The sequence below is a fragment of the Streptomyces sp. NPDC048278 genome, from assembly GCF_040652195.1.
Taxonomy (GTDB): Bacteria; Actinomycetota; Actinomycetes; order Streptomycetales; family Streptomycetaceae; genus Streptomyces.
The window spans coordinates 169017-192486 of the sequence record NZ_JBEZLP010000008.1 but is presented as its reverse complement, the minus strand read 5'-3'; the positions used below and the strand labels follow the sequence as shown (position 1 = coordinate 192486).

The following is a 23470-nucleotide window of genomic DNA, read 5'->3' as shown; positions in this document are numbered from 1 at the left end:
TGCCGGAATCCGGGAACGGAACGCGCGGTGCGAGAGTCTTCAACAGGGGGCGCAGAAGCGTACGAGGTCGTACGGGAACGAATGTACGACGCGAAACAGGAGTCCGTGCACGACATGAGCGACGAGCCGCAGCCGCAACAGCCGAACCAGGGCGGCGGAGGCCCGACGGAGCCGCCGGCTGCGGCCGAGGAGAAGAAGACCCCGGCGCAGCCGACGGCCGGGACGAAGCAGCCGGAGCCGCCCGCGGCGGCCGAGAGGACGACGCCGGAGCCGTCCCGGACGGAACCGTCCGAAGCGGAACCGGCCGGAACGGAACCGCCCCGCGCGGAACCGTCCGGAGCGGAACCCTCCGGCGCGGAGCCGTCCGGGACGAAGCCGGCCACGGCGGCCGGGCAGGCGAGGGCGGAGCGGCGGCCGGCCGCCGAGGACACGCAGACGCGGCAGCTCGCCGCGGTCAGAGTGCCGAAGGCACGACCGGCGGCGGCGGCCGAGGACAGACCGGACCCGCAGGACGGGCAGAACCCGCAGGACGGACAGGACGCACAGCAGAGGCAGAGCACGCAGCACACGCAACGCACGCAGGGCGGGCAGGACACCGAGACACGGCAGCTCGCCGCGGTCAGGCCGCCGAAGGCGGAGGCACTCGCCGCGGTCGCACCGCCCGCGGCGGAACCGCCCGGCACGGAGCCGCCCGCGGCCGGCGTGCAGACGACGGGGGGCGGAAAGAAGATGAAGCGGCCCAAGCGCACCGGATGGCGGCGGATCATCCCGACCTGGCGGATGGTGCTCGGCACCTTCGTGCTCGGGGTACTGCTGGTGATCGGCCTGTTCTTCGTCGGCTACTCGATGGTGAACATCCCGGCCGCCAACACGTTCGCCACCAAGCAGTCCAACGTGTACCTGTACGCCGACGGCTCCCAGCTCGCCCGCGACGGCGAGGTCAACCGGGAGAACGTGGACCTCTCCCAGGTCTCCGCGGACGCCCAGCACGCCGTGCTCGCCGCGGAGGACCGCGACTTCTACACCGAGTCCGCCGTCGACCCCAAGGCGATGCTGCGCGCCGGCTGGAACACCGCGACCGGCAAGGGCACCCAGTCCGGCTCCACGATCACCCAGCAGTACGTGAAGAACTACTACCTCGCCCAGGAGCAGACCGTCACCCGCAAGGTGAAGGAGTTCTTCATCTCGATCAAGCTGGACCGCAGCGAGTCCAAGGCCCAGATCCTCGAGGGCTACCTCAACACCAGCTACTTCGGCCGCAACGCCTACGGCATCCAGGCCGCCGCCCAGGCCTACTACGGCGTGGACGCCATCGACCTCGACCCGGCCCGCGCCGCCTACCTCGCCGCGCTCGTCAACGCGCCGAGCGAGTACGACGTCGTCGCCCACCCCGAGAACAAGGCGGCGGCGGTCGCCCGCTGGAACTACGTCCTCGACGGCATGGTCAAGAAGGGCTGGCTCACCGAGTCCAAGCGGACCGGCATGAAGTTCCCGATGCCCAAGCAGCAGACCGTCTCCACCGGCATGTCCGGACAGCGCGGCTACATCGTCAACGCGGTCAACGACTACCTGATCAAGAACAAGATCGTCGACTCGGACGCCCTGGAGGCCGGCGGCTACCGCATCACCACCACCCTCCAGAAGAACCGGCAGAACGCCTTCGTCAAGGCCGTCGACGACAAGCTGATGTCGAAGCTGAGCAAGAACAACAAGGTCGACAGCTACGTGCGGGCCGGCGGCGCCTCCGTCGACCCGAAGACCGGCAAGGTCGTCGCCATGTACGGCGGCATCGACTACGTGAAGCAGTACACCAACGGCGCGACCCGCGGTGACTTCCAGGTCGGCTCCACCTTCAAGCCCTTCGTCTTCGCCTCCGCCGTCGACAACGGCTCCACCACCCAGTCCGGGCAGACCATCACCCCGAACACCTACTACGACGGCACCAACAAGCGCACCGTCCAGGGCTGGCCCGGCGGCGCCTACGCGCCGGAGAACGAGGACGAGAAGTCGTACGGCCAGATCACCGTCCGCAAGGCCACCGACCTCTCCGTGAACTCGGTGTACGCGCAGATGGCCGTCGACGTCGGCCCGTCCAAGGTCAAGCAGACCGCCGTCGGCCTGGGCATCCCCGCCGACACCAAGGACCTCCAGCCGTACCCGTCGATCGCCCTCGGCACCGCCACCGCCAGCGTCCTCGACATGGCGGAGGCCTACGCCACGCTCGCCAACCACGGCAAGCACGGCACGTACACGATGGTCGACAAGGTCACCAGGGACGGCACCCAGGACATCAAGCTGCCGGAGTCCAAGACCACCCAGGCCGTCAGCCGGCAGGCCGCCGACACCACCACCTCCATCCTGCAGAGCGTGGTCGACAACGGCACCGCCACCGCCGCGCAGGCCGCGGGCCGCCCGGCCGCCGGCAAGACCGGCACCGCCGAGGAGGACACCGCCGCCTGGTTCGCGGGCTACACCCCGGACCTGTCCACCGTCGTCTCCGTGATGGGCCAGGACCCGGTCACGGCCGCCCACAAGTCGCTCTACGGCGCGCTCGGCCTGGAGCGGATCAACGGCGGCGGGGCCCCGACCGAGATCTGGGCGCAGTACACCAAGGACGCCCTGAAGGGCACCACGGCCGCCGACTTCGACCTGAACCTCCAGGCCGGCGCCGAGACCGTGGCCCCGCCCACCCGGAGCACGGCCACCCCGGGCACCGGTGGCCAGGACAACGGCGGCACCACCGGCGGGAACCAGGACAACGGCGGCACCACCGACGGCGGCCAGGACAACGGCGGCACGACGGACGGCTCCACCACCGCCGGCACCACCGACGGTTCCACGACGGACGGGTCCACCACCGACGGCTCGACCACGTCCGGTACGACGACCTCCGGCACCGACTCCGGTACGACCACCTCGGGAACGGACTCCGGAACCTCCACCGGCACCACGACCGGCGGCACCAGTACCGGCACGACGACCTCGGGCACCGACACCGGCACCAGTACCGGCACCACGGCGGGCGACGGAGGCGGGTTCGGGTTCGTCCAATGACCGTCGGCCACTGACTCCGGTCAGTGGCCGCTGGTCGCCTTGAGACCGACCACGGCGACCAGCAGCAGGCACACGAAGAAGATCCGGGCGGCGGTGGCAGGCTCCCCCAGCACCACCATGCCGACCACCGCCGCCCCGGCCGCCCCGATCCCCACCCACACGCCGTAGGCGGTACCGATGGGGAGCGTCCTCGCGGCGTAGGACAGCAGCAGCATGCTGGCGACGATCCCACCGCCGGTGAGCAGGCTGGGCAGGGGCCGGGTGAACCCGTCCGTGTACTTCATCCCCACCGACCAGCCGACCTCCAGCAGACCGGCGACGACAAGCAGAACCCAGGCCATGACGGCACCTCCGAGACGTTTCTGTACAACCGGGGTGCGTCGTCTTTGCCTTCACGGTCCCGGTACGGCGCGTCTCGTCGGGCTGGCTCCTTCGAACATAGCAAAGAAACGACAAAGAGGCCTGGTGACCACAGTCACCAGGCCCCTCCAAGCCTCTGAATCAGCGGTATCAGAGATACAGGCCGGTCGAGTCCTCCGAGCCCTCGAACCGGTCGGCGGCCACCGCGTGCAGATCGCGCTCCCGCATCAGCACGTAGGCCACCCCCCGCACCTCGACCTCGGCACGGTCCTCCGGGTCGTACAGCACCCGGTCGCCGGGCTCCACCGTCCGCACGTTCTGCCCGACCGCGACCACCGCGGCCCAGGCCAGCCGGCGCCCGACGGCCGCCGTGGCGGGGATCAGGATGCCCCCGCCCGACCGGCGCTCGCCCTCCCCGGTGTCCTGCTTGACCAGGACCCGGTCGTGCAGCATCCGGATGGGCAGCTTGTCGTGCTGGCTGCTCTGCTCGTCTCTCTTGGCGCTCACGCCTGTGAACCTACCCGCCTCTGATCAGCTCTTACGGCGCCGGGTACCGCTGAAGACCAGCAGCCCGACCACGCCCGCGGCGACGAGGGCGACCGGCACCACCCGCTCCAGTCGCGGCGCGCCCTCTTCGTCCACGAACTGGGCCCGTACCTCGCTCACGACCCGGTTGACCTGGACGTAGGCCCTCCCGAGCGTGTGATCGACGTTGGCCGCCACCTTGGCCTTCGCATCGCCGACGATGGTCTTCGGGTGCACCCGCACCCCGATCTCGTCCAGCGTCTCGGCCAGCACCTCGCGGCGGCGCTTGATGTCCGCCTCGATCTGCGCCGGGGTTCTGGTGTCCGACGTCTCCGCCACCGTAGGCCCTCCGAAGTCTGCCGTACTGCCTGTTCCGGACAGTCTGTCAGCTCTCGCCGCCGCCGCACGGTCAGGACCCCCCGTTACGCTAGACCGATGAGCGAGCGACTCCAGCCCGGGGACGTAGCCCCCGACTTCACCCTTCCCGACGCCGACGGCAACGAGGTGTCCCTTTCCGCCCACAAGGGCCGCAAGGTCATCGTCTACTTCTACCCGGCCGCGCTCACCCCCGGCTGCACGAAGCAGGCCTGCGACTTCACCGACAACCTCACCCTCCTCGCCGACGCCGGCTACGACGTCCTCGGCATCTCCCCCGACGCCCCCGCGAAACTCGGCAAGTTCCGCGAGAAGGAGAACCTCAAGGTCACCCTCCTCGCCGACCCCGACAAGAAGGTCCTCGACGCGTACGGCGCCTTCGGCGAGAAGATGAACTACGGCAAGACCTACCTGGGCGTCATCCGCTCCACGATCATCGTCGACGAGCAGGGCAAGGTGGAAAAGGCCCTCTACAACGTCCGCGCCACCGGCCACGTAGCCAAAATCATCAAGGACCTGGGCATCTGACCACCCCCTGACGCACCCCCACAGACGGCTCGCACCGGAACCCTCCGGACGCGAGCCGTTTCCCATACCCGTACGTGACCCTCCGACAACCTGTTCGTTACTCCGTACGGACTGCGAACACGCAGCCGGAGGCGGAGGGGGCTCGGGGGGGGGCACGGACGTTGTCGGAGGCGCTGCGGAGGCTGGGGCTGGAGGTGGTCGGCGGGCATCACACGCACATCAGTCGACGGGTCAAGGCGTACGGGATCGACACGTCGCACTTCCAGCTGCCGACTCGGCAGGGCAAGCCGTGGCGTCCGCGAACCCCCGAAGGGCTGCTCATCGAGCAGTCGGAGGACCGCGCCCGCCGCATTCCGAGCGACCGGCTCAGGTGGGCAATGACGGCGATGGGCGTACCGGAGCGCTGCGCCCAGTGCGGTACCGATGCAGTCTGGCGAGGTCACCCACTCCCGCTGGAGGTCGACCACTTCGACGGCAACTGGCGCGACAACCGCATCCAGAACCTGCGCCTGCTCTGCCCCAACTGCCACTCCACCACGGACAGCTATCGAGGGCGAGGCAAAGGCCGCACCCAGGGTGGCTCGGCATGAGCTGCGGCGTGCGGTACACCCGTGAACGGCTGGAGGAGGCTGCCCGGCTGTGCTCCAGCATCGATGCCGTGATCGCCCACTTCGGCAGCGACCCCTACGCCAAACTCGATCGCTACCTCCGCAAGCGCTTCGCCCACTTCGGAATCGACATCTCGCACTTCCTTGACTCCGGCCGGCAACCACGCCCCGGGGCCGACGAGTTGCGCGCGGCGGTGACCGGGTCGGTCTCCATCTCCGGGGTACTGCGCCTGTTGCGGCGCCCGGATACCAGCACTCAGCGCACACTGCTCCGCCACTGGATCACCGAGGAAGGGCTATCCACCGCGCACCTCCTCGGGCAGGCGCATTCGCGCGGAAAGAGCCGCCCGGACAAGGTCAAGCGTCCGGAGGACATCCTGGTCAAGCACGACGGCTCGCGCCGGACGAGGACCGTGCTGTTACGTCGGGCTCTTCGGGACATCGGCGTGCCGACGGTGTGCGCCGAATGCGGAGTGGGTTCCGAGTGGCTCGGGAGGCCCATGACCCTGGAGGTCGATCACATCAACGGAGACTGGATTGACGACCGGCAGGAGAACCTGCAATTGCTGTGCCCGAACTGCCATGCGGTCACGAGCACCTGGTGCCGAGGAGGCTCACGAAGAAAGGCATAGCCCCGTACACTGGGCCAAGCAAAACGGCAGCTCCAGAAATGTCCGTTTTGGGGCGGTCGTGGCGAAATAGGCGATACGCGCGGGTTTTAGGTGCCCGTGGGAGAAATCCCGTGTGGGTTCGAGTCCCACCGACCGCACATACGAGGGGCCACCTTCACGGGCGGCCCCTCTCCCGTTCTCAGCCCAACAGCTCCCGCACCACCGGCACCAACGCCCGGAATGCCTTGCCCCGGTGGCTGATTGCGTTCTTTTCGGTGGGGGTCAGTTCGGCGCAGGTTCGTGACTCGCCGTCCGGCTGGAGGATGGGGTCGTAGCCGAAGCCGTTTGTGCCGGTGGGGGTGTGGCGCAGGGTGCCCCGGAGTTGGCCCTCGACGACGCGTTCCGTGCCGTCGGGCAGCGCGAGGGCCGCTGCGCAGGCGAAGTGGGCGGCGCGGTGTTCGTCGGCGATGTCGGAGAGCTGGGCGAGGAGGAGGTCGAGGTTGGCCTTGTCGTCGCCGTGGCGGCCGGCCCAGCGGGCGGAGAAGATGCCGGGGGCGCCGTTCAGGACGTCGACGCAGAGGCCGGAGTCGTCGGCGACGGCGGGGAGGCCGGTGGCCTGGGCGAGGGCGTGGGCCTTCAGCAGCGCGTTCTCGGCGAAGGTGACGCCGGTTTCCTTGACGTCGGGGATGTCGGGGAACGCGTCGGCGCCCACCAGTTCGTGGGGCAGCCCCGCCTCCGCGAGGATCGAGTGCAGCTCGGTGATCTTTCCGGCGTTGCGGGTGGCGAGGATCAGGCGGGTCGTCATGGCCAGCAGTATCGCAAGGGCCGGGGCGGTGCCTTACGGCGTGCAGACCTTGGTCAGTTCGCCGGCCGCGTCGGTGACCGGGGTGACGTCGGGGGTGGAGTCGCCGTTCCTGACGGCCGTGCGGACGTTGTCGACGGCCTGCTGGAGGTGGTCGACCGCCTTGTTGACGTCGGCGTCGTCGGTCTTGTCGCCGATCTTCCCGAGGTTCTGCTGGATGGAGTCGAGGGAGGCCTCGGTGCGGGTGGGGTCGTTCGCGGCGTTCTCCACGGCCTGCTGGAGTGCGGTGACGCTGTCGGCGATGGAGTCGGCGGTGCGGACGCAGTCCAGTGCCGTGCTGACCGAGTCGCAGCCGGCCAGGAGGGCGGCGGTGAGTGCGGCGGTCGCGGTTGCGGCGGCGATGGTGGTGACGCGACGGCGTCCTCGGCGTCGGCTGGCGGCCATGGTGGTGTCCCTCCCCGTGGTACGGCTGGCCGGGCGCACGGTTGTACATGCCGTGCGCCCGTATGGATAGGGACGCGGGGTGGGCCGCCGGGGTTGCCCCGTCGTACCTCGGGTTTTTCCCTTCCCTTTACTTCTGTCGCCGCTACTTCCCGAGGGCCTCGTCGAGCGCCGCCTGCTGGATCGTGGCCAGGTCGGTGCAGCCGGCGACGGCGAGGTCGAGGAGGGCGTTGAGTTCGTCGCGGGCGAAGGGCTCGGCCTCGGCGGTGCCCTGGACCTCGACGAAGCGGCCGTCGCCGGTGCAGACGACGTTCATGTCGGTCTCGGCCTTGACGTCCTCCTCGTAGCAGAGGTCCAGGAGCGGGACTCCGCCGACGATGCCGACGGAGACGGCCGAGACGGTGCCGGTCAGGGGCTGGCGGCCGGCCTTGACGAGCTTGCGTTCCCTGGCCCAGGTGATGGCGTCGGCGAGGGCGACGTACGAGCCGGTGATGGCGGCGGTGCGGGTGCCGCCGTCGGCCTGGAGGACGTCGCAGTCGAGGACGATGGTGTTCTCGCCGAGGGCCTTGTAGTCGATGACGGCGCGCAGGGAGCGGCCGATGAGGCGGGAGATCTCGTGGGTGCGACCGCCGATCTTGCCCTTGACGGACTCGCGGTCGCCGCGGGTGTTGGTGGCGCGGGGGAGCATGGCGTATTCCGCGGTGACCCAGCCTTCGCCGCTGCCCTTGCGCCAGCGGGGGACGCCTTCGGTGACGGAGGCGGTGCAGAAGACCTTGGTGTCGCCGAAGGAGACGAGGACGGAGCCCTCGGCGTGCTTGCTCCAGCCGCGTTCGATGGTGACCGGGCGGAGTTGTTCGGGGGTGCGGCCGTCGATTCGAGACATGGCGATGAGCCTATCCGGAGCGCGGGAAGGGGCTCTTCCCACGGCGGGAAGAGCCCCTTCTCGGGTGAGCGGGTGGCTCACATCATGTCTTCGATCTCCGCGGCGATCGGGTCGGCGTCGGTGCCGATGACGACCTGGATGGCGGTGCCCATCTTGACGACGCCGTGGGCGCCGGCGGCCTTGAGGGCGGCATCGTCGACCAGCGAGGCGTCGTGGACCTCGGTGCGCAGCCGGGTGATGCAGCCTTCGATCTCGTCGATGTTCTCGATTCCGCCGAGGCCGGCGACGATCTTCTCAGCCTTGCTGGCCATGTTCTTTCTCCCTGATCCGAACCGCTTTGTCGCAGTAACCCACAGTTGGCCCATCTTTGCGAGCGGCCGTACCGCGTGTGCCGAATGATGGCGAGCAGCGCGGCGGAACCGTCTGCCGACTGGTCTACACCAGCTGGTGGGCGGTCGACAAACCCCGGAGGAGGCGCCCGTGAGTGCCGAGAGTGCCGGCAGTGCGGTGGGTCCCGCGCGGGAGCGGTGGCACTCCCTGTTCCAGGGGTTGCAGAAGATGGGCCGGAGTCTGCAGCTGCCGATCGCGGTGCTGCCGGCGGCGGGGATCCTGAACCGGCTGGGCCAGCCGGACGTGTTCGGGGACCAGGGGCTGGGCTGGACCGCGGTCTCGAAGGTGATGAAGGGGGCGGGCGGGGCGCTGCTCGACGGTTCGGTCGGGCTGCCGTTGCTGTTCTGCGTCGGGGTCGCGATCGGGATGGCGCGGAAGGCGGACGGTTCGACGGCGCTGGCGGCGGTGGCGGGCTTTCTCGTCTATTACGGGGTGCTGCACCAGTTCCCGGAGGACTGTCCGGGTGGGTCGAGGACGGTGCCGGGGATCGGGTGCCAGGTGCGGGACGGGTCGGTGTCGACGTTCACGTTCCAGAATCCCGGGGTGTTCGGCGGGATCGCGCTGGGGCTGCTGACCGCGTTCTTCTGGGCGCGGTACCACCGGACGAGGCTGGTGGACTGGCTGGGGTTCTTCAACGGGCGGCGGCTGGTGCCGATCATCATGTCGTTCGTGGCCATCGCGTTCGCCGCGCTGTGCCTGTGGGTGTGGCCGCCGATCGGTGGCGGTCTGGAGAGTTTCAGCCACTGGCTGCGGGACGCGGGGGCGTGGGGTGCGGGGGTGTTCGGGCTCGCGAACCGGGCGTTGCTGGTGGTGGGGCTGCACCAGTTCCTGAACGTGCCCCTCTGGTTCCAGTTCGGCAGTTACACCACGCCGGGCGGGCAGACGGTGCACGGGGACATCAACATGTTCCTGGCGGGTGATCCGGACGCGGGTCAGTTCACGTCGGGGTTCTTCCCGGTCATGATGTTCGCGCTGCCGGCCGCCGCGCTGGCCATCACGCACTGCGCGAGGCCGCACCGGCGCAAGGAGGTCGGCGGCCTGATGCTGTCGGTGGCGCTGACGTCGTTCGTGACGGGCATCACGGAGCCGCTGGAGTACTCGTTCATGTTCGTCGCGCCGCTGCTGTACGGGGTGCACGCGGTGCTGACGGGGGTGTCGATGGCGGTGACGTGGGGTCTCGGGGTGCACGACGGGTTCAGTTTCTCGGCGGGGCTCATCGACTACGTCATCAACTGGAAGCTGGCGACGCGGCCTTGGGCGATCGTGCCGATCGGGCTGTGCTTCGCGGCGGTCTACTACGCGATCTTCCGGTTCGCCATCACGCGGTTCGACCTGAAGACCCCGGGCAGGGAGCCGGAGGAGGAGGTGGAGGACGTCACCGGGGCCTGAGCGGGCTGTGGCCGAATGACATACACCGCGTAGCGCTCCGGTTGCGGAATTGACGGGTTCCTTATATCGCCCCCATCGTGTACAACAGGTCTACACCACTGAGTGGTGTAGACCACCACCGATGGAGGAAGTATGACAACCGCCACCGCGACGGCGGCCCCCACAAAGAAGTGGGGATCCGGTCTTTTCCAGGGTCTGCAGAAGATCGGCCGCAGCCTTCAGCTGCCGATCGCCGTGCTGCCGGCCGCGGGCCTGCTGCTCCGCTTCGGTCAGCAGGACATCCATGACAAGCTGCATCTGCCGGACAAGGTCACGGCGGTGTTCGCCACCGCGGGTGGCGCGATCTTCGACAACCTCCCGCTGCTGTTCTGCGTCGGTGTCGCGATCGGCTTCGCCAAGAAGGCGGACGGCTCCACCGCACTCGCCGCGCTCGTCGGCTTCCTCGTCTACAAGAACGTCCTCACCGCGTTCCCCGTCACCGACGCCAAGGTCCAGGCGGGCGCGGACATCGCGGCGACCTACAACAACCCCGGTGTGCTCGGCGGCCTGGTGATGGGTCTGCTCAGCGCGGTGGTCTGGCAGCGCTTCCACCGGACCAGGCTGGTGGACTGGCTCGGCTTCTTCAACGGCCGCCGGCTCGTCCCGATCATCATGGCCTTCGTCGGCACGATCATGGGTGTCTTCTTCGGCCTGATCTGGAAGCCCGTCGGCGACGGCATCTCCGACTTCGGCAAGTGGATCACCGGCCTCGGCGCCCTCGGTGCCGGTCTGTTCGGCCTGATCAACCGTGCGCTGATCCCGGTCGGCATGCACCAGTTCGTGAACACCGTCTCCTGGTTCCAGATCGGCGACTACAAGACGGCGTCCGGCACGATCGTCCACGGCGACCTCACCCGCTTCTTCGCCGGTGACCCGACGGCCGGTCAGTTCATGTCCGGCTTCTTCCCCATCATGATGTTCGGCCTCCCGGCCGCCGCCCTGGCCATCGCGCACACCGCCCGCCCGGAGCGCCGCGCTGCCGTCATGGGCATGATGCTGTCGATGGCGCTGACCTCCTTCGTGACCGGTGTGACCGAGCCGATCGAGTTCACCTTCATGTTCATCGCGCCGCTGCTGTACGCGATCCACGCGGTGCTCACCGCCCTGTCGATGGCGATCACCTGGGCGCTCGGGGTGCACGCGGGCTTCACCTTCTCCGCGGGCGTCATCGACTACATACTCAACTGGAACCTGGCGACCAAGCCCTGGCTGATCATCCCGATCGGCCTGGTCTTCGGAGCGGTCTACTACTTCGTCTTCCGCTTCGCCATCGTCCGCTTCAACCTCCCCACCCCGGGCCGCGAGCCCGAGGAGGAGATCGAGGACCTCACGAAGGCGTGAGTCCCTCCACGGTGTGGCGAAGGCCCCCGCAGCCCGGCGGCTGCGGGGGCCTTCCCCGTCGTACGGCCCTGAACGCCGTACGTGCGTCAGATCTCGTACGTCGCGCGCGGCGCCGCGAGATCCACCGGGCCGTCGAAGGCCTCGCGGGCGTGGGCGAGGTTGACGGCGGGGTCGGTCCACGGCGGGATGTGGGTGAGGACCAGGCGGCGGGCGGCGGCCCGGGCCGCGGTCTCGCCGGCCTCGCGGCCGTTGAGGTGCAGGTCCGGGATGTTCTCCTTGCCGTGCGTGAAGGCGGCCTCGCACAGGAACAGGTCGGTGTCCCGGGCCAGGTCCTCCAGTGCCGGGGTGACGCCGGTGTCGCCGGAGTACGTCAGGGACTTCCCGGCGTGCTCGACGCGGATGCCGTACGCCTCCACGGGATGCCGGACCCGCTCGGTGTGGACCGTGAACGGGCCGACGTCGAACGTGGACGGCTTGACCGTGTGGAAGTCGAAGACCTCGCTCATCGAGGAGGCGGTGGGCGTGTCGGCGTAGGCGGTGGTGAGGCGGTGCTCGGTGCCCTCGGGGCCGTAGACCGGGATCGGGGGGCACGGTCCGCCGTCGTGGCGGTAGTAGCGCGCCACGAAGTAGGCGCACATGTCGATGCAGTGGTCGGCGTGCAGATGGCTCAGGAAGATCGCGTCGAGGTCGTAGAGACCGCAGTGGCGCTGCAGCTCGCCCAGGGCGCCGTTGCCCATGTCGAGGAGCAGCCGGAAGCCGTCGGCCTCTACGAGGTAGCTCGAGCAGGCCGATTCCGCGGACGGGAACGACCCCGAGCAGCCGACGACGGTGAGCTTCATGAAGCAGAAACCTCCGTTGGCGGAAACCCAGACGCACTGGGAACCGGAGTCGGGAAAAGGGCATGACGGGGGTCGTGCGGTTTGTCGAGCGTAAGGCGCAAAAGAGCCGGTCGCTCCTCTGCCAGGGGCCGTTGTGGGCGAACTCACCTGTGGTGTCACCGGTTCGGCTGGACCGGGGGCGTATGAGGATTGCGCAAGGGCGCGCATTGATTATCTCGCGCCGGTAACGTCGTCGTATGGACACGTCTTGGTGGCTCGCGCTCGCGGCAGTCGTTCTGCTGGCGCTGGTCGCCACGCTCGTCGACGGCTGGGGCAGGGGACACCGGCCGCGCGGGCACCGCACCCGCCCTCCCGGACATCCGCGCGGCACGCACCCGCAGACCGGGCGGCCCCACCCGGGGGACATCTGGTGGGCCAACGTGCCCTACGAGGACGGTCCCGGCGCCAAGGACCGGCCCTGCCTGGTGCTGGCCGTGCACGGCAACCGGGCGACGATCGCGAAGATCACCAGCAAGTACCACGACGAGCGCGCCGGGGTGATCCCGCTGCCGCCGGGCTCGGTCGGGGACGCCCAGGGCCGGCCGAGCTTCCTGGAGACGGACGAGCTGCGGGAGATCGCGCTGTGGGAGTTCCGGCGCCGGGTGGGCGTGGTCGACCCGGTGCTGTGGGACCAGGTGCGGCACCTGGCGTAGGGCGCGCGGGGCGGGTTCCGTAGGGCGCGCGGGGCGGGTTCAGCTCACCTTGACGGTGACCCGCCACTCCTGGATGCCCTTGCAGGAGACGCCGCCGGGCGCGGTGGGCTGGGCGCACAGGGGGCGGGTGGAGGAGAGGGTGACGGTGCCGGCGGCGACCGCGTCGTAGGCGGCGGAGGCGTCGCCCGGCTGGAGCACGATCCCGGCGTTGGTGGCGCGCAGCGCGGAGCCGCTGGCGGTGACGGCCTTCCAGGGGCGCTGTCCGGTGCCGTCGAGGCTGAGCCGGAGCTGTCCGCCGACCGCCATGCAGTAGGTGCTGCCGTTGTCCGCGGCGGTGAGTTCGCCGGCACTGACGCAGCGGGTGGCGGGTGCGCCGGGCGAGCTCGTGCCCGGCGAGGCGGACACCGTGCCGCTGCCCTTGCCCCCGCTGTTGTCGCCCCCGCTCTGCGAGCCGCAGCCCGCCAGCAGGAGCAGGCTCGCCGCGGCGAGCGACGCGCGGTGGAACGTCGTACGGCGCATGAGGTGTCCGCCTTTCCGTCGGGGAACGGACCCTGGATGCCGATATGACGTATCCGCCCCTCGTACGGATCCCGCACCCGGACGGCTTCCGGGTGCGGGATCCGGTCAGTTCACCTGATCAGCTCACGGGCGGGATCAGCCGGTCGTGACGGCGGTGTCGTCGACGACGAAGCTGGTCTGGAGCGAGGAGTCCTCGACACCGCTGAACTTCAGGGTGACGGTCGAGCCCGCGTAGGACCCGAGGCTGAAGGACTTCTGCACGTACCCGGAGGCCGCGTTGAGGTTGGAGTACGTGGCCAGCGTGGTCGAACCGGCGGTGACGGTCAGCTTGTCGTACTGGGTGCTGGTGGTGGTCTCGGCCGTGTCGATGTGCAGGTAGAAGGTGAACGTGGTGGCGGTGCAGCCGGACGGGATCGTCACCGACTGGGACAGCGTGTCGGTGTGGGTCGAACCGTAGCCGTCGAGCCATGCCTTGTAGGAGCCGGCGTGGGCCGCCTCACCGCTGTCGCTGGTGATGACACCGCTGCTCGCGGTCCAGGTCGTGTTGCCCGACTCGAAGCCCGGGTTGCCCAGCAGCTGCGAGGAGGTGCAGGTGCCGCCGCCGCTGGTGCTGACGGTCCAGGTGAAGGAGGCCGAGCCGGAGGCGCCGGTGGAGTCGGTCGCGGTGACGGTGGCGCTGTAGGTGCCCGCGGTGGACGCCGTGCCGGAGATCAGGCCGGTGGAGCTGGAGATGGACAGGCCGGTGGGCAGGCCGGAGGCGCTGTAGGTGAGGGTGGCGCCCGCGCTGTCGGAGGCCGAGATCTGCAGGCTGACCGAGCTGCCGGTCGCGGTGGACTGGCTGCCGGGGTTGGTGACGGTCACGGTGTTGCCCGTGCTGGTGCCGGAGGCGAAGGCGGTGGTGCCGTTCGGGGTGCCCCAGCCGGTCGGGCCGTCGTAGCCGGTGCCGGCGGTGCAGAAGTACGACGTCGAGCAGGAGCCGTTGTTGCCGCTGGTGACGTCGTACAGGTTGCCGGTGTGCGAGTACGGGTACTTCGCCGGGTAGTCGCTGGAGCCCGGGGTGCCCGCGAGGGCGTAGACGCCGGCGATGATCGGCGAGGAGGCACTCGTACCGCCGTAGACCGCCCAGCCGGAGCCGCCGTAGGTGTCGTAGACGGCCACGCCGGTGGCCGGGTCGGCGACCGCGGAGACGTCGGACTCCATGCGCTTGGTGCAGCCGGTGTCGGTCTGCCAGCTCGGCTTCGCGTCGTAGGAGGAGCAGCCGGAGCCGGTGCCCTCGGAGGAGCTGGTCTTCCACACGGACTCGGTCCAGCCGCGGGTGGAGGAGGAGGTGGAGAGCGCGGTGCCGCCGACGGCGGTCACGTACTGGGAGGTCGCCGGGTACTCGGCGCCGTAGTCCTCGTCACCGGCGGAGACGGTGATCGCGACACCCGGGTGCTTGAAGTACGAGGTGTCCTCGCTGGTCTGGGAGGAGGACTCGGAGCCGCCCCAGCTGTTGGAGACGAACTTGGCGCCGAGCGCGACGGCCTCGTTCTCGGCGGTGCCGAGGTCGGAGTCGGTGGCCGAGCTGGCCTCGACGAGGATGATGTTGCAGTTCGGGCAGACGGCGCTGACCATGTCGATGTCGAGCGCTTCCTCGCCGGCCCAGCCGGAGTCGTTCGTCGGCAGCGAGGTCGTCGAACCGGTCTGGCTGACCTGCTTGAAGCAGCCGTTGGCGACGGTGCACGCCGACAGGCCGTACTGCGAGCGGTAGGTCGCGAGGTCCGAGGCGGCGTTCGGGTCGTTGTAGGCGTCGACCACGGCGACCGTCAGGCCGGAACCGCCCGTGGAGGGCAGGTTGTAGGCGCTGTGCAGGTTGGTCGGGCTCAGGCCGGAGGGGGCGGCGGCGAGCGCGGAGGACAGCTGCTGCTTGATGTCGGTGCGGCGCTGCGCGAAGCAGTTGACCTCACCGGGCTTGGAGACGGTGGCGCACAGGTGCTTGGTGGGCACCTTCTGCCCGGCCTTGCCGGTGCTGTGCACGGCCTGCCGGGCGGGGTCGGTGAGGGCCTTGGAGTTCTGGGTGGCCCGGGTGGTCTGGGCGCTGACCTGGGGGGTGGTGGTGTGCGCCTGTGCCTGCGCGGCCGGTGCCGCGACGAATCCGGAGACGGCGAGGGCGAGGGCGGGGAAGGCGAAGGCCAGAAGTCTTCGCAGGCTCCGTCGTGATTCACGCATGGGGGTACTGCCTCCATCGGTGGGGTTACAAGGCAGGCCCGTGACGCGCGTAGCGGCGGCAGAGTGCGGCGTCATGAGCATGACACTTCGAACACCCTGGGATGCCGATGAGCGTGGCATGACAGGACGGTGAGGAACCTAGCCGGGTTCGCCGGGGACCGGTTCCCCCGGACGAAGATCTTTGCATCGCCATAGGCAGCGCTTAGCCCCCTCATAGAGGGGGTTTGGCGCGTACATGATGAGCGCTATGCCCAGAGCTGACCCTGAAGGGTCTCGATGGCTTCCTCGGTCGTGGCGGCGGTGTACACGCCGGTCGACAGGTACTTCCAGCCGCCGTCGGCGACGACGAACACGATGTCCGCGCTCTCGCCGGCCTGTACGGCCTTGTTCCCCACGCCGATCGCGGCGTGCAGCGCGGCGCCGGTGGAGATGCCCGCGAAGATGCCCTCCTGCTGGAGCAGGTCCCGGGTCCGGGTCACGGCGTCCGCGGAGCCGACCGAGTAGCGGGTGGTGAGCACGGAGGCGTCGTACAGCTCGGGTACGAAGCCCTCGTCGAGGTTCCTCAGCCCGTACACGAGGTCGTCGTACCGGGGTTCGGCGGCGACGATCTTCACGTCGGGCTTGTGCTCGCGCAGGTACCGCCCGACGCCCATCAGCGTGCCGGTGGTCCCGAGCCCGGCCACGAAGTGCGTGACGGACGGCAGGTCGGCGAGGATCTCCGGGCCGGTCGTCGCGTAGTGCGCACCGGCGTTGTCCGGGTTGCCGTACTGGTAGAGCATCACCCAGTCCGGGTGCTCGGCGGACAGCTCCTTCGCCACGCGTACGGCGGTGTTGGAACCGCCCGCGGCCGGGCTGGAGATGATCTCCGCGCCCCACATCCCCAGCAGGTCCCGCCGCTCCTGCGAGGTGTTCTCGGGCATCACGCAGACCATGCGGTAGCCCTTGAGCTTGGCCGCCATGGCGAGCGAGATGCCGGTGTTGCCCGAGGTCGGCTCCAGGATGGTGCAGCCCGGGGTCAGCCGGCCGTCCTTCTCCGCCTGCTCGATCATGTGCAGGGCGGGACGGTCCTTGACCGAGCCGGTCGGGTTGCGGTCCTCCAGCTTGGCCCAGATCCGGACGTCGGCGGACGGCGAGAGCCGCGGCAGGCGCACCAGGGGGGTGTTGCCGACCGCGGCCAACGGGGAGTCGTAGCGCATGCCGATCTCAGGCCATGCCGCCGGCGACGGCCGGCAGGATCGTCACGGTGTCGCCGTCGGAGAGCTTGGTGTTGATGCCGTCGACGAAGCGGACGTCCTCGTCGTTCAGGTACACGTTGACGAAGCGGCGCAGCTTGCCGTCGTCCACGATGCGGGCGTGGATGCCGGCGTGCCGGGTCTCGAGGTCGTTGAAGAGGTCGGCGATGGTCTCACCGCTGCCCTCCACCGCCTTCTGACCGTCGGTGTACTGGCGGAGGATGGTCGGGATGCGGACCTCGATGGCCATGATCGCGGGCTCCTGTCGGGAAGTCTGGGATGGTTGGGCGCGCACAGCAGCACGCCGCGGCTCACGGCCGTACGGCGGCAGGGAAACGTCAACAGATGGCGCTGTTCAGCCTGCACAGGTCGACGTGCAGCCGCGCCACGAGCATGCTGCCCGGCGCCCTCTCGCTCACGTCCTTCAGAACCATGGGGTCATCGTATCGATTCCCGGTACCGGTTCCGGAGTGTGATTCCGAATGCTGGACGGATTCTGACCGCACTTTGAGACGAGGGTCCCGCCGGCCGACGTGAAGGGGCACGGGGAACTGCGCGACCGGCCCCCACCGGCCCGCAGGTGCCCACCGGCCGGTCCGGCACCGCCGGAATCCGCCGTCGTGGCCGAGCGGCGCTGCGGCGGAGAAAGATTCTGGTGAGCGGCGAAAGACCTAGTACGCCTCGACGATCCTGACCTCCTCCTCCGTCACCTCGCCGTCCACGATGCGGTACGAGCGGAACTGGAAGTCGCCGAGGCCGTCGGTGTCGGCGGTGGAGACGAGGACGTAGTGGGCGCCGGGCTCGTTGGCGTACGAGATGTCCGTCCGGGACGGGTACGCCTCCGTGGCCGTGTGGGAGTGGTAGACGACCACCGGCTCCTCGTCGCGGTCGTCCATCTCGCGGTAGAGCCTGAGCAGGTCGCCGGAGTCGAACTCGTAGAACGTCGGGGACATCGCCGCGTTGAGCATGGGGATGAAGCGCTCGGGGCGGTCGGAGCCCGCCGGCCCGGCGACGACACCGCACGCCTCGTCCGGGTGGTCCTTGCGCGCGTGGGCGACGATCTGGTCGACGAGGGCCTGGGTGATGGTCAGCATGCTGGCCAGGATAAGCAAGGGGCCGCCCCGTACCGAAGGCTGGTACGGGACGGCCCGGATGCCGGACGCCCTGAGCGGCTGCCGCAGGGGAGCGCCACGAGTGCTCCCCGCGGCGGGCGTCCCGGAGGGGTTGGTCAGTTCACCTTCTCCAGCGGTGCCGGCTCACGGCGCTCGGCGACCTCGGGGTTGCGGTTCTTCAGGACCAGCCAGCCCACGCCGAGCGCGGCGGCCCAGCCGGCCATCACGTACAGGCAGACCCGGGAGTCGCCGTCGTACGCGATCAGGCAGGTGACGAAGAGGAGGAAGGCGATGGCGATCCAGCTGCACTTGGCGCCGCCGGGGGCCGGGAAGGAGGAGGCCGGCAGGCGGCCCGCGTCGACCGCGCGGCGGTAGAGGACGTGGCTGATCAGGATCATCAGCCAGGTCCAGATGCCGGCCGCGGTGGCCACCGAGGTGACGTAGCCGAACGCCTTCTCCGGGACGACGTAGTTGAGGATCACGCCGATGCCCATGAAGAGGACCGAGACGGTGATGCCGAACGCCGGGGTCTTCGACGCGGACAGCTTGCGGAACGCGGCCGGGGCCTCGCCGCTGTCGGCCAGGTTCCGCAGCATGCGGCCCGTGGAGTACATGCCGGAGTTGCAGGAGGACAGGGCGGCGGTCAGCACGACGAAGTTGACGATGCCGGCGCCGGCCGGGATGCCGATCTTCGCGAAGGCGGCGACGAACGGCGAGACGCCCGGGGCGAACTCCGTCCACTTCACGACGCAGAGGATCACCGTGAGCGCGCCGACGTAGAAGAGGGCGATGCGCCAGGGGAGGGTGTTGATCGCCTTGGGGAGGGTCTTCTCGGGGTTCTCGGACTCGCCGGCGGTGACGCCGACCAGCTCGACCGCGAGGTAGGCGAACATGACGCCCTGGAGGGTCATCAGGGAGGAGCCGACGCCCTTGGGGAAGAAGCCGTCGAACTGGTAGAGGTTCGCGACCGACGCGGTGTCACCGGCGGAGCTGAAGCCGAAGGTGAGGACGCCGAGGCCGATCACGATCATGCCGATCAGGGCGGTGACCTTGACCATGGAGAACCAGAACTCCAGCTCTCCGAAGACCTTCACGGAGATCAGGTTGACCCCGAAGAGGACCACCAGGAAGACCAGGGCCGTCACCCACTGCGGGACCTGCGGGAACCAGTAGTTCACGTAGATCGCGGCGGCCGTCAGCTCGGCCATGCCGGTGACGACCCACATCAGCCAGTACGTCCAGCCGGTGAAGTAGCCGAAGAACGGGCCGAGGAACTCCCGGGAGTACTCGGCGAAGGAGCCGGAGACCGGGCGGTAGAGCAGGAGCTCGCCGAGGGCCCGCATGATGAAGAAGATGATGCCGCCGGCGAGGGCGTACATCAGGATGAGGCTGGGGCCGGCCTTGGCGATGTTCGCCCCGGCGCCCAGGAAGAGCCCGACGCCGATGGCGCCGCCGATGGCGATCATCTGGACCTGGCGGCTGCCGAGCCCGCGCTCGTACCCCTCTTCGGAGCCTTCCGGGGAGTTCGCGGAACTCCCCGACGTGTCGACCTGAGCGGAGGTCATGTGTGGTGTGCGCCTTTCTCCATGCCGACCCGGGCCTCTCGTCGGCCTCGGATCGGGTTTCGATCCCCCCGGATTGCTGGAGCGAGCGGGCTCGGGCTTCCCCGGGTCCGCTAGGCCTGACCGGTGGTGGCCGGTTCGGTGGCGCACCCGGCGTGCACGTGGGTGGTGCTCGCCGGGCGGTCGTGAAGATTTATCACGGGCGCAACACTGATCACCGGGTTCCGCCGAGAGGGATTGTGGCGCACACCACTGGAAGAAGCGGACAAAACGCGACCGAAAAGGTCATACCAGGCCGCAACGGTGACGGGATCGTTATCCGGATTTGAGCGTCCTCTGAGCGAACGCGCAACCGGCAGGAAATCGGGGTGTACTACGGCATAAGGGTCGCGACCAGGGTCTCCTGGAGACCGCCGAGCCACAGGTACGCCATCACCATCGGCTTGCGCGGGTCCTCGTCCGGGAGCCGGTAGAGGAGGTCGGTGTCGTCCTCGTCGGTGATGTCGAGGCGGCAGCCGATCGCGAGGCGCAGGTCGGTGAGGGCGCCGAGCCACTGCCGGGACTCCGCGGGCGTCAGCTTCAGGACGGCCTCACCCTTCTCCCCCGGCGCGAGGGCGTCGAGGGAGCGGATCACCGCGAGGGCGGTCTCCCGCTTGCCTGCCCTGAGGTCGTTCTCGGTGTAGCGGCGGAACTCGGCGGAGTGCGCCTGCTGCTCCTCGGCCGCCTCCGGGGACTGCGGGAGCCGCTCCGGGTCCCCGTAGGCGTCCGGGAAGAGCCGGCGCAGCACGGGGTCGGCGGGCGCCTCGCTCGGGCCCTCGGCGAAGAGCTCGGCGAGCGGGTCGTCGGGGGCGTCCTCGGCGGGGCCCGGACCGATGAGCTCCAGGAGCTGGACGGCCAGCGACCGGATGATGGAGATCTCGACGTCGTCGAGCGCGACGGCCGCGCCGCCGCCGGGGAGCGGTTCGAAGATTCCTGGCATGGAGTGGATTCGCTGCTTCCGGAGCTGATCGAGGAGGAGCCGGTCGGGGCCGGGCGGGGCCGGGCGGAGAAGGGGGGGGCGCTACTTCCGGTCCTGCTGGAGGGTGGCCCACAGGCCGTAGCCGTGCATCGCCTGCACGTCGCGCTCCATCTCCTCGCGGCTGCCGCTGGAGACGACCGCGCGGCCCTTGTGGTGGACGTCCAGCATGAGCTTGGTGGCCTTGTCCTTGGGATAGCCGAAGTACGTCTGGAACACGTACGTCACGTAGCTCATGAGGTTGACGGGATCGTTGTGCACAAGCGTGATCCACGGGACGTCGGGCTCGGGGACGGCGAAAGTCTCCTCCGCCGACTCGGTGCGTTCGATCTCTACGGGAGCGGGTGACGTCACAAGGCCCATGCTGCCACGGGCCCCACAAATCGTCACACTGACGCGAAGGGGTGTAGCATCTGTCGTCATGCTGCATACATCGGGGGACACCCCCCGAACCCCCGGCCGGCCTGGGGACACCCCGGGAGTCAAAGCTAGGAGAGCTGTCGTGGATGTAGCGGACCTTGGGCTGCCGGTGGACGTCCCGTCGACGGCGCTCTTCACGGACCAGTACGAGCTGACGATGTTGCAGGCCGCCCTGAAGGCCGGTACGGCCGAGCGGCGCAGCGTCTTCGAGGTCTTCACCCGGCGGCTGCCGGAAGGGCGCCGCTACGGCGTCGTGGCGGGCACCGGACGCGTCCTGGACGCGGTCGAGAACTTCCGCTTCGACACGGACGTCCTCGACTTCCTGGCGGAGCGGAACATCGTCGACGGGCCGACCCTGGAGTGGCTCGCCGGCTACCGCTTCAGCGGCGACATCTGGGGCTACCCCGAGGGCGAGGTCTACTTCCCGGGCTCGCCGATCATGCGGGTCGAGGGGTCCTTCGCCGAGTGCGTGCTGCTGGAGACCGTGATCCTCTCCATCCTCAACCACGACTCCGCCATCGCAGCCGCCGCCTCCCGGATGTCCTCGGCCGCCGGGGACCGCCCGCTGATCGAGATGGGCGCCCGCCGCACCCACGAGCTGGCCGCCGTCGCCGCCTCCCGCGCCGCCTACGTCGGCGGCTTCGCCACCACGTCCGACCTCGCGGCCGGGTTCCGCTACGGCATCCCGACGGTGGGGACGAGCGCCCACGCCTTCACCCTGCTCCACGACCACGAGCGGGACGCCTTCCGCGCCCAGGTCGACTCGCTGGGCCGGGGCACCACCCTGCTCGTCGACACCTACGACGTCGCCGAGGCGGTCCGTACGGCCGTGGAGGTGGCCGGGCCCGAGCTGGGCGCGGTCCGCATCGACTCCGGGGACCTGCTCCTCGTCGCGCACCAGGTGCGCCGGCAGCTGGACGAGCTGGGCGCGGCGCACACCCGGATCACCGTCACCTCCGACCTCGACGAGTACGCCATCGCCTCGCTCGCCGCTGCCCCGGTGGACGCGTACGGCGTCGGCACCCAGCTGGTGACCGGCTCCGGGCACCCCACCTGCTCCATGGTCTACAAGCTGGTCGCGCGCGCCGAGTCCGCCGACCCGAAGGCGCCGCTGGTACCGGTCGCCAAGAAGTCGACCGGCGGGAAGACGTCCGTCGGGGGGCGCAAGTGGGCGGCGCGGCGGCTGGACGCCGACGGGGTGGCGGAGGCCGAGGTGGTCGGCACCGGCGAGATCCCGGCCGGTCTGGTCGACCGGCAGCTCCTGGTGGAACTGGTGAAGTCCGGCGAGGTCGTCGCCCGCGAGCCGCTGGACGCGGCCCGGGCCCGGCACCAGGCGGCACGGGCGAACCTGCCGCTCTCCGCGACCCAGCTCTCGCGCGGGGAACCGGTCATTCCGACGGAGTACGTACAGGGGCGCTCGGGTAGCTAGAGCGGGTGCCCGCGTACGCGCCCTGCAAAGCCCCCTCCCCTACGCCCCCGTAAGTCTCTACGCTCGGAGGTTCAGGCCGGGCCCGCACCCCTTCTTTCCGCGTCTCCCCCGTCGACGGACCCGCTACCGATAGCGAAGGACATCCACCATGCGCCGCGCCTTGATCGTCGTCGATGTGCAGAACGACTTCTGCGAGGGGGGCAGCCTCGCGGTGGCCGGCGGGGCCGATGTGGCCGCCGCGATCACGGAGCTGATCGGGCAGGCGCCCGCCGGCTACCGCCACGTGGTGGCGACCCGCGACCACCACATCGCGCCGGGCGGCCACTTCGCGGACAACCCGGACTACGTCCGCAGCTGGCCGGCGCACTGTGTCGCCGGCACGGAGGGCGTGGGCTTCCATCCGAACTTCGCCCCTGCGGTCGCCTCCGGGGCCGTGGACGCGGTGTTCAGCAAGGGGGCGTACTCCGCGGCGTACAGCGGCTTCGAGGGCGTCGACGAGAACGGGGTCGAGCTGGCGGAGTGGCTGCGGGCGCGGAAGATCGACGAGGTCGACGTGGTCGGTATCGCGACCGACCACTGCGTGAGGGCTACCGCCCTGGACGCCGCGCGAGAGGGCTTCCGCACCCAGGTCCTCCTCGACCTCACAGCAGGCGTGGCCGAGGCCACCACGGAACGCGCCCTGGAAGAACTCCGCGAAGCCGGCGTAGAACTCACCGGCAAGCCCGTGGTCTGACCCCTCCCCGTCCGGCGGGCACCTGCGGCCCGGCGGGGGCTGATCGCGCAGTTCCCCGCACCCCTGGGTGGGCTGCCCTCCCGCCGCTCAGCATTCAGCCCCGTCACCCTTTCCCGCCGCAGCGGCGCTCCCCGACGACAGCGGATTTCGGCGGCGCCGGACCGGCCGGTGGGTGCCTGCGGGCCGGTGGGGGCTGGGCGCGCAGTTCCCCGCGCCCCTAGGTGGGCTGCCCCTCCCGCCGCTCAGCGTTCAGCGCCGTCACCCTTTACCCGCCGCAGCGGCGCTCCCCGACGACAGCGGATTTCGGCGGCGCCGGACCGGCCGGTGGGTGCCTGCGGGCCGGTGGGGGCTGGGCGCGCAGTT

The 23470-nt window shown here is 69.8% G+C and carries 25 protein-coding genes, 1 tRNA gene, 1 pseudogene and 1 riboswitch; of the genes and pseudogenes, 10 read left to right on the top strand and 17 right to left on the bottom strand.

All coding sequences use genetic code 11. The features are described from left to right. Positions 1-729 precede the first annotated feature (729 nt). Positions 730-3054, top strand: a complete 2325-nt coding sequence (locus tag AB0D74_RS17030) for a transglycosylase domain-containing protein (protein WP_362586866.1) — start codon at positions 730-732, stop codon at positions 3052-3054. Positions 3055-3074: 20 nt separating this feature from the next. On the opposite strand, the gene AB0D74_RS17025 is transcribed toward AB0D74_RS17030, so the two are convergent. The 3 genes from AB0D74_RS17025 to AB0D74_RS17015 all read right to left on the bottom strand — a co-directional run bounded on the left by AB0D74_RS17025 (position 3075) and on the right by AB0D74_RS17015 (position 4278). Next, a complete protein-coding gene (locus AB0D74_RS17025; RefSeq protein WP_362586468.1) occupies positions 3075-3395 on the bottom strand; it encodes a multidrug efflux SMR transporter in 321 nt (106 codons plus the stop codon). 33 nt (positions 3396-3428) lie between these two features. Then, a riboswitch (guanidine-III (ykkC-III) riboswitch) is annotated at positions 3429-3497 on the bottom strand. Positions 3498-3564: 67 nt separating this feature from the next. After that, positions 3565-3921, bottom strand: coding sequence for a co-chaperone GroES (locus AB0D74_RS17020; protein ID WP_362586465.1), 357 nt, complete (start codon positions 3919-3921; stop codon positions 3565-3567). A 24-nt stretch (positions 3922-3945) separates the two neighbouring features. Beyond that, positions 3946-4278: a DUF3618 domain-containing protein gene (locus AB0D74_RS17015; RefSeq protein ID WP_362586462.1), complete on the bottom strand. Its 333-nt coding sequence runs from the start codon at positions 4276-4278 to the stop codon at positions 3946-3948. Between the two features lie 96 nt (positions 4279-4374). Here AB0D74_RS17015 and bcp point away from each other — a divergent pair, with 96 nt between their 5' ends. The 4 genes and pseudogenes from bcp (at position 4375) to AB0D74_RS16995 (ending at position 6219) form a co-directional block, all read left to right on the top strand. Then, positions 4375-4842, top strand: coding sequence for a thioredoxin-dependent thiol peroxidase (gene bcp / locus AB0D74_RS17010; RefSeq protein WP_362586459.1), 468 nt, complete (start codon positions 4375-4377; stop codon positions 4840-4842). Between the two features lie 173 nt (positions 4843-5015). Continuing rightward, positions 5016-5432, top strand: a pseudogene (locus tag AB0D74_RS17005) (HNH endonuclease signature motif containing protein); the annotation flags it as partial. Next, entirely contained in the window at positions 5429-6082 is a 654-nt protein-coding gene (locus AB0D74_RS17000; protein ID WP_362586456.1) for an HNH endonuclease, read from the top strand. The pseudogene AB0D74_RS17005 and the gene AB0D74_RS17000, both read left to right, overlap by 4 nt. Positions 6083-6134: 52 nt before the next feature. After that, positions 6135-6219 (top strand) — tRNA-Leu (locus AB0D74_RS16995). A 41-nt stretch (positions 6220-6260) separates the two neighbouring features. On the opposite strand, the gene rdgB is transcribed toward AB0D74_RS16995, so the two are convergent. The 4 genes from rdgB to AB0D74_RS16975 form a co-directional block, all read right to left on the bottom strand. Continuing rightward, on the bottom strand, positions 6261-6866 hold the full coding sequence (rdgB, locus tag AB0D74_RS16990) for an RdgB/HAM1 family non-canonical purine NTP pyrophosphatase (RefSeq protein ID WP_362586453.1): 606 nt from the start codon (positions 6864-6866) through the stop codon (positions 6261-6263). A 33-nt stretch (positions 6867-6899) separates the two neighbouring features. Continuing rightward, the gene (locus AB0D74_RS16985) at positions 6900-7307 is read right to left on the bottom strand and encodes a hypothetical protein (protein WP_362586450.1); all 408 of its coding nucleotides are present in this window, start codon (positions 7305-7307) and stop codon (positions 6900-6902) included. A gap of 142 nt (positions 7308-7449) precedes the next feature. Further along, entirely contained in the window at positions 7450-8187 is a 738-nt protein-coding gene (gene rph, locus AB0D74_RS16980) for a ribonuclease PH (RefSeq protein WP_362586448.1), read from the bottom strand. Between the two features lie 77 nt (positions 8188-8264). Beyond that, a complete protein-coding gene (locus AB0D74_RS16975) occupies positions 8265-8498 on the bottom strand; it encodes a PTS glucose/sucrose transporter subunit IIB (protein WP_089106674.1) in 234 nt (77 codons plus the stop codon). A gap of 169 nt (positions 8499-8667) precedes the next feature. Between AB0D74_RS16975 and AB0D74_RS16970 the strand changes: the two genes are divergently transcribed. Together AB0D74_RS16970 and AB0D74_RS16965 are read left to right on the top strand one after the other, a co-directional pair. Beyond that, positions 8668-9966 (top strand): PTS transporter subunit EIIC, encoded by a 1299-nt coding sequence (locus tag AB0D74_RS16970; protein WP_362586444.1) that lies wholly within the window; start codon positions 8668-8670, stop codon positions 9964-9966. 132 nt (positions 9967-10098) lie between these two features. After that, the gene (locus AB0D74_RS16965) at positions 10099-11346 is read left to right on the top strand and encodes a PTS transporter subunit EIIC (RefSeq protein WP_362586441.1); all 1248 of its coding nucleotides are present in this window, start codon (positions 10099-10101) and stop codon (positions 11344-11346) included. A gap of 86 nt (positions 11347-11432) precedes the next feature. Here the strand turns inward: AB0D74_RS16965 and AB0D74_RS16960 are convergent, their stop codons facing one another. After that, on the bottom strand, positions 11433-12185 hold the full coding sequence (locus AB0D74_RS16960) for an MBL fold metallo-hydrolase (RefSeq protein WP_362586438.1): 753 nt from the start codon (positions 12183-12185) through the stop codon (positions 11433-11435). A 236-nt stretch (positions 12186-12421) separates the two neighbouring features. Here AB0D74_RS16960 and AB0D74_RS16955 point away from each other — a divergent pair, with 236 nt between their 5' ends. Next, on the top strand, positions 12422-12877 hold the full coding sequence (locus tag AB0D74_RS16955; protein WP_362586435.1) for a type II toxin-antitoxin system PemK/MazF family toxin: 456 nt from the start codon (positions 12422-12424) through the stop codon (positions 12875-12877). A 39-nt stretch (positions 12878-12916) separates the two neighbouring features. Here AB0D74_RS16955 and AB0D74_RS16950 read toward each other — a convergent pair whose 3' ends face one another. The 9 genes from AB0D74_RS16950 to clpS all read right to left on the bottom strand — a co-directional run bounded on the left by AB0D74_RS16950 (position 12917) and on the right by clpS (position 20888). Beyond that, the gene (locus AB0D74_RS16950) at positions 12917-13396 is read right to left on the bottom strand and encodes a hypothetical protein (protein WP_362586432.1); all 480 of its coding nucleotides are present in this window, start codon (positions 13394-13396) and stop codon (positions 12917-12919) included. A gap of 135 nt (positions 13397-13531) precedes the next feature. Further along, positions 13532-15604: a putative Ig domain-containing protein gene (locus AB0D74_RS16945; protein WP_362586429.1), complete on the bottom strand. Its 2073-nt coding sequence runs from the start codon at positions 15602-15604 to the stop codon at positions 13532-13534. A gap of 245 nt (positions 15605-15849) precedes the next feature. Next, entirely contained in the window at positions 15850-16800 is a 951-nt protein-coding gene (locus tag AB0D74_RS16940) for a cysteine synthase (protein ID WP_362586426.1), read from the bottom strand. 7 nt (positions 16801-16807) lie between these two features. Further along, positions 16808-17086, bottom strand: a complete 279-nt coding sequence (locus AB0D74_RS16935; protein ID WP_362586423.1) for a MoaD/ThiS family protein — start codon at positions 17084-17086, stop codon at positions 16808-16810. Between the two features lie 88 nt (positions 17087-17174). Further along, positions 17175-17270 (bottom strand): putative leader peptide, encoded by a 96-nt coding sequence (locus tag AB0D74_RS16930; protein WP_362586420.1) that lies wholly within the window; start codon positions 17268-17270, stop codon positions 17175-17177. A gap of 237 nt (positions 17271-17507) precedes the next feature. Further along, positions 17508-17930, bottom strand: a complete 423-nt coding sequence (locus AB0D74_RS16925; protein ID WP_362586417.1) for a M67 family metallopeptidase — start codon at positions 17928-17930, stop codon at positions 17508-17510. 134 nt (positions 17931-18064) lie between these two features. Continuing rightward, on the bottom strand, positions 18065-19513 hold the full coding sequence (locus AB0D74_RS16920) for an amino acid permease (protein WP_362586414.1): 1449 nt from the start codon (positions 19511-19513) through the stop codon (positions 18065-18067). Positions 19514-19883: 370 nt separating this feature from the next. Beyond that, positions 19884-20489, bottom strand: coding sequence for a DUF2017 domain-containing protein (locus AB0D74_RS16915; protein ID WP_362586411.1), 606 nt, complete (start codon positions 20487-20489; stop codon positions 19884-19886). An 81-nt stretch (positions 20490-20570) separates the two neighbouring features. Next, positions 20571-20888 (bottom strand): ATP-dependent Clp protease adapter ClpS, encoded by a 318-nt coding sequence (clpS, locus tag AB0D74_RS16910; protein WP_362586408.1) that lies wholly within the window; start codon positions 20886-20888, stop codon positions 20571-20573. A 139-nt stretch (positions 20889-21027) separates the two neighbouring features. On the opposite strand from clpS, the gene AB0D74_RS16905 reads away from it, so the two are divergent. Both AB0D74_RS16905 and AB0D74_RS16900 read left to right on the top strand, forming a co-directional pair. Then, entirely contained in the window at positions 21028-22374 is a 1347-nt protein-coding gene (locus AB0D74_RS16905; protein ID WP_362586405.1) for a nicotinate phosphoribosyltransferase, read from the top strand. Between the two features lie 148 nt (positions 22375-22522). Continuing rightward, positions 22523-23107, top strand: a complete 585-nt coding sequence (locus AB0D74_RS16900) for an isochorismatase family protein (RefSeq protein WP_362586402.1) — start codon at positions 22523-22525, stop codon at positions 23105-23107. Positions 23108-23470 lie beyond the last annotated feature (363 nt).